4 protein-coding genes and 1 pseudogene are annotated in these 5,108 nt (G+C 62.6%); all 5 read right to left on the bottom strand.

The window, feature by feature from the left end; translation table 11 throughout:
* Positions 1-65: 65 nt before the first annotated feature.
* Positions 66-944: a ParB/RepB/Spo0J family partition protein gene (locus VFL62_RS00710; RefSeq protein ID WP_325170459.1), complete on the bottom strand. Its 879-nt coding sequence runs from the start codon at positions 942-944 to the stop codon at positions 66-68.
* A 323-nt stretch (positions 945-1,267) separates the two neighbouring features.
* Complete coding sequence (locus VFL62_RS00705) at positions 1,268-2,119, bottom strand: ParA family protein (RefSeq protein WP_325170458.1); 852 nt, start codon at positions 2,117-2,119, stop codon at positions 1,268-1,270.
* Positions 2,116-2,835, bottom strand: a complete 720-nt coding sequence (gene rsmG, locus VFL62_RS00700; protein WP_325170460.1) for a 16S rRNA (guanine(527)-N(7))-methyltransferase RsmG — start codon at positions 2,833-2,835, stop codon at positions 2,116-2,118. The genes VFL62_RS00705 and rsmG overlap by 4 nt, the downstream gene beginning before the upstream one ends.
* 133 nt (positions 2,836-2,968) lie before the next feature.
* Positions 2,969-4,864, bottom strand: coding sequence for a tRNA uridine-5-carboxymethylaminomethyl(34) synthesis enzyme MnmG (gene mnmG, locus VFL62_RS00695; protein WP_325170457.1), 1,896 nt, complete (start codon positions 4,862-4,864; stop codon positions 2,969-2,971).
* Between the two features lie 106 nt (positions 4,865-4,970).
* A pseudogene (locus VFL62_RS00690) lies at positions 4,971-5,108 on the bottom strand (tRNA uridine-5-carboxymethylaminomethyl(34) synthesis GTPase MnmE); the annotation flags it as partial.

The following is a 5,108-nucleotide window of genomic DNA, read 5'->3' as shown; positions in this document are numbered from 1 at the left end:
GCGTTACTGTCGATCGCAGCAAACGCCAGGCGGCGGGGATGAGACAGCCGGAACTCCCGGCGCTCTTAATTCTTCGAGCTCAGCCGTTTGACGACCTCGTCGAGCTGATCGAGGTCGCGGTAGCGGATGTGAACGACACCGCCGGGATCGCTGTGATCGATGCTGACGTTAAGGCCCAGTGCATCGCTGACGGTTTTCTCCAGCGAAACCGTGTTGGGGTCCTTGGTCTTGCCACCCCGCGCCTTCTGCGGCTTGCGCTCCGGCACCCCCTCCTCATGCGCCAACGCTTCGGTCTGGCGCACGTTCAGGCCTTCTTCCACGATGCGCTTGGCGGCGGCAAGTGGATCGGGCACGCCGATCAGCGCGCGGGCATGGCCGGCCGATAGCTGGCCGAGAGCGATATAGGCCTGAACTTCCGCCGGCAGTTTGGTCAGCCGCATCATGTTGGCGACGTGGCTGCGGCTCTTGCCGACGATCTTTGCGATGTCTTCCTGGCTGCGTTTGAACTCGTTGGCGAGCGCGTGATAGCCCTGCGCCTCTTCCATCGGGTTGAGATCCTCGCGCTGCACGTTTTCGACGATCGCGATCTCGAGCGCATCGGAATCGCTGACGTCGACCGGCACGATCGGAACTTCATGCAGGCCCGCGGCCTGCGATGCCCGCCAGCGGCGCTCGCCGGCGATAATTTCAAAACGATCCTGCGCGCCACGCACCGGCCGCACTACGATCGGCTGAATCACGCCATGCTGCCGGATTGAATCGGCGAGCTCCTTGAGCTCGGCTTCGGCGAACTCCCGGCGCGGATTGCGCGGGTTGGGTTTGAGAAACTCGATTGGTACCTTGCGCTGCGCGCGCGGCCGCTCGACATGCGCGGCTTCGCCGCCGACATCTCCGATCAGACTTGCAAGGCCGCGCCCCAGTCGCGAACGCGCTTCGTCCGCCATCGCCAGCTCCCTTGGATTCAACTCAACCACTCCCACTGCTTGCGGTCATTTCGGATCGCGCAACGAGCGAGGACCGAAAATCCACTCCACTCTCTCGATTTCATTTCCTCGGATGCCGGATCCGCTGCCGCGCATCGTCCGGAATGACAAGGCGACTAGTGCGGCAAATTTGAAGTTCCTATCAGCGTCACGTCAAGTTCGAGACAGGAACTTCAAATTCAAAGCCGCACTAGAACACAATAATTGCTAGAGCTCCTTTGATTCCGAAGTTCGCGTCAGAGGTCGCCGCAACAGCTTGCGTACTTCGAAATCGGAGCTCTAGTTCAATGCGGGCGCAGCTCGCGCTCGCGCTGGATCACTTCGGTAGCAAGCTTGAGATAGGCCTCGCTGCCGACGCATTTCAGATCATAGACCAGCACCGGCTTGCCGTAGGACGGCGCCTCCGAAATTCGGACGTTGCGCGGGATCATGGTGTTGTAGACCTTGCTACCCATGAACTGGCGCACGTCGGCAACGACCTGGTTCGACAGGTTGTTGCGCGAGTCGAACATCGTCAGCACGATGCCGTGGATCGAGAGATTGGGATTGAGTGTGGAACGCACCTGCTCCACGGTTTGCAGAAGTTGTGACAGACCTTCCAGCGCGAAGAACTCGCATTGCAGCGGCACCAGGATCGCATCGGATGCGGCCATCGCATTCACCGTCAAAAGATTGAGCGACGGCGGGCAATCGATCAGGACGTAAGTATAATCGGCATCCGGCTCGACGTTGTGATTGAGCGCTGCGATCGCATCGCGCAGGCGGAATGCGCGGCCCTGCGTGTGGCCGAGTTCGAGCTCCAGACCCGACAAGTCCATGGTCGAGGAGGCGATGTGCAAACGCGGCACCGCGGTTGGCACCACCGCTTCGCGCAGTGAAGCTTCCCCGACCAAGACGTCGTAGGTTGAGCAATTGCGGTTGCGCCGGTCGATGCCGAGACCGGTGGAGGCGTTGCCTTGCGGATCGAGGTCGACGATCAGCACGCGCTCGCCGATCGCAGCTAGCGCAGTGCCGAGGTTGATCGCGGTCGTGGTCTTGCCGACCCCGCCCTTTTGATTGGCCAGCGACAGAATGCGCGGATGGCCGGGCTGGGCCTTGTCACTATCATCCTGAAATATTTGATCTATTTCGTTCATACCGGTCTGCCATCGGCGTCCGCTGTGGGGTTGCATCGTTCGATTTTGTCGATTTCGACGATCCAGCCGTGTCCGCCTGTGCGACTGGGATGCAAACGTGGTTTAATTTTCCAGTATTTAGTGGCTTCGGTCAATTCTACTTCTACATCTTGTCCTTTGAGAAATAGCGCCTTCGCTCCCTTTTTTACCAGGGGCGCGGCGTAACTGATCAGTTGGTGTAGCGGAGCCACCGCACGCGCGGTGACGCAATCGATTGGCCCGGTAGCGCTATCCACAGTATCCTCGATGTCGGCGAGGTGAACCATGCCCGGCGCTCCGGTCACGCGCAGCGCCTCGCGCAGGAAGGCCGCCTTCTTGCCGTTGCGTTCAACCAAGTGGACCAATGCACCCGGCGTATCGGCGAGGGCGCAGGCCAGGACCATTCCCGGAAACCCGCCCCCGCTTCCCAGGTCCATCCAGACCTTCGCGTTCGGCACGATATCGAGGAGTTGGAGCGAGTCGGAGACATGGCGGCTCCAAAGCTTCGGCAGGGTCGCGGGCGAAACCAGGTTGGTCTTGGCCTGCCACGTCCAAAGGAGATCGATGAAGCGGTCCAGCCGGCCCTCCGTTTCACGTGAAACAGGTGTCAGCGCGAGCGCCGTGGCGCGATCGGCCGCGAGGCTGTCTGGCGGGGCGATCCCCTGGCGGGAAGTGGAGCGTGGCTGGGCGGTGCTCATGGCGAATCGGTTTGTTTCACGTGAAACAGCGTAGCGGTTTCCTGCGAAGCGCATACTGCTGGACAGCAGAAAAAGTGCGAAGGGATTTCGAGTGCCCAGCATCGATTTCGTGACGCCCGGAGAATCCTCCGAGCTATCCCGATATCGCCGAGGCCCCTGCCCCGTTCTTCCGCCGGGCTTCGCGTCGCAGATGGGCCGCCAGAATTCCGAGCGCGGCCGGCGTTACCCCATCGAGCCGGCCGGCCTGGCCCACAGTGCGCGGCTGTGCCGCCTTGAGCTTGGCGCGGGCCTCGTTCGAAAGCCCGGAGACCGTATCGAAGTCGAGGCCGGACAAAACCAAGGCTTCGTCACGCCGAAAAGCCTCGACATCAGCAACCTGCCGCTTGAGATAGACATCGTATTTTGCGTCGATCTCGAGATGGACGGCGATCGCGGGATCAACGGTTGAGAGTTCGGGCCAGATAGCGCGCACCTGCTCCCATCCGACGTCTGGATAGGCCAACAGCTCAAAGGCCGAGCGGCGCTGGCCATCGCGGTTGAGCGCAAGGCCATAGCGGGCGGCTTCATTGGGAGTCAGGGTCAGCGACTGGGTCCTCGCCTTTGCGGCGCTCAAAGCGGCCATCTTGGCCCGGTGGCGTCCGGTCCGCGCCGCCCCGATACATCCGAGCGCGATGCCTTTGTCGGTCAGGCGCTGGTCGGCATTGTCGGCCCGCAGAGTCAGGCGATACTCCGCCCGCGAGGTGAACATGCGATACGGCTCCGTGATGCCCCGCGTCACCAGGTCGTCGATCATGACGCCGAGATAGCCCTCGGCGCGGTCGAATACGATCGGCTCAGAACCGCCCGCTGAAAGCGCCGCGTTGAGCCCGGCGACCAAGCCCTGGGCGGCGGCCTCCTCATATCCCGTGGTCCCATTGATCTGTCCGGCCAGGAAGAGTCCGCTCAATCGCTTGGCCTGAAGCGTCGGTTCGAGCTCGCGGGGATCGACATGGTCGTATTCGATCGCATAGCCCGGGCGCACCATCCGCACCCGTTCCAATCCGGGGATCGAGGCGAGAATGCCAAGCTGGACCTCCTCCGGCAGCGACGTCGAAATGCCGTTCGGATAAACCGTCGTGTCGTCGAGCCCCTCCGGCTCCAGGAAGATCTGGTGCCCGTCGCGGTCGCCGAAGCGAACGATCTTGTCCTCGATCGAGGGACAATAGCGTGGCCCGGTACTCTTGATCTGGCCGGAATACATCGGCGAGCGGTGCACGTTGGTCCGGATCACCTCATGGGTCGCGGCTGTCGTCCGCGTGATCCCGCACTGGATCTGCGGCGTCGTGATCCGGTCGGTCATGACCGAAAACGGCTCAGCCGGATCGTCGCCCGGCTGCATCTCGACCGCCGCCCAGTCGATGGTGGTGCCATCGAGACGCGGCGGCGTGCCGGTCTTCAGCCGGCCCAGGCTGAACCCAATTCGTTCGAAAGACGCGGAGAGGCCCAGCGCTGGCGCCTCGCCGACCCGGCCGGCGGGCCAGTTTTTTTCGCCAAGATGGATCAGACCGCGAAGAAAAGTTCCGGTCGTAACGACCACCGCTCCGGCGCGCAGTTCTCGGCCATCGCCGAGCCGGACGCCGCGCAGGCGGCCCTCGGCGACGAGAAGCTCATCAGCCTCGCCCTCGACGACCGTCAGATTCACCGTCTCCCGGATCGCGGCCTGCATCGCCACGGCATAGAGTTTGCGGTCGGCCTGCGCGCGAGGACCCCGGACCGCCGGACCCTTGCGCCGGTTGAGCACGCGAAATTGGATGCCGCCAGCATCGGCCACGCGCCCCATCAATCCATCGAGTGCGTCGACCTCACGGACCAGATGGCCCTTGCCCAGACCGCCGATCGCGGGGTTGCACGACATCGCGCCGACGGTCGAAAAGCGATGGGTCAGGAGCGCGGTTCGCGCGCCCATCCGCGCTGCCGCGCTCGCGGCTTCGCAGCCGGCATGGCCGCCGCCGATGACGATGACGTCAAATGAGTCGGAATAGGTGGTCATGCGGCACCTTCTATACCGCAGTGCTCAAACCCGAAAGTGACAAGCGGGAAGATGTTTCACGTGAAACGACGGTGTCACCCGGCCCTTTGAATTGAATTAAAATTCACTACTTACCGACGCAAAATTCCCGGAAGATCTTGTCGAGAACGTCCTCGATATCGACGTGGCCGAGCAAGCGGCCCAGACTAGACGCCGCCGATCGAAGCTCCTCGGCGACCAATTCATCGCCCTGCCCTGCGATGGC

The sequence above is a fragment of the Bradyrhizobium sp. genome (genome assembly GCF_035701725.1).
Classification (GTDB): Bacteria; Pseudomonadota; Alphaproteobacteria; order Rhizobiales; family Xanthobacteraceae; genus Bradyrhizobium.
The sequence above is the reverse complement of the archived record's forward strand: the minus strand, read 5'-3'. Positions and strand labels throughout refer to the sequence as shown.

Bases quoted from the DNA above. Each gene is read 5' to 3' on its own strand.
- VFL62_RS00705 (WP_325170458.1), bottom strand. From the start codon at position 2,119: ATGAACGAAATAGATCAAATATTTCAGGATGATAGTGACAAGGCCCAG.
- rsmG (WP_325170460.1), bottom strand. From the start codon at position 2,835: ATGAGCACCGCCCAGCCACGCTCCACTTCCCGCCAGGGGATCGCCCCG.
- mnmG (WP_325170457.1), bottom strand. From the start codon at position 4,864: ATGACCACCTATTCCGACTCATTTGACGTCATCGTCATCGGCGGCGGC.
- VFL62_RS00710 (WP_325170459.1), bottom strand. From the start codon at position 944: ATGGCGGACGAAGCGCGTTCGCGACTGGGGCGCGGCCTTGCAAGTCTG.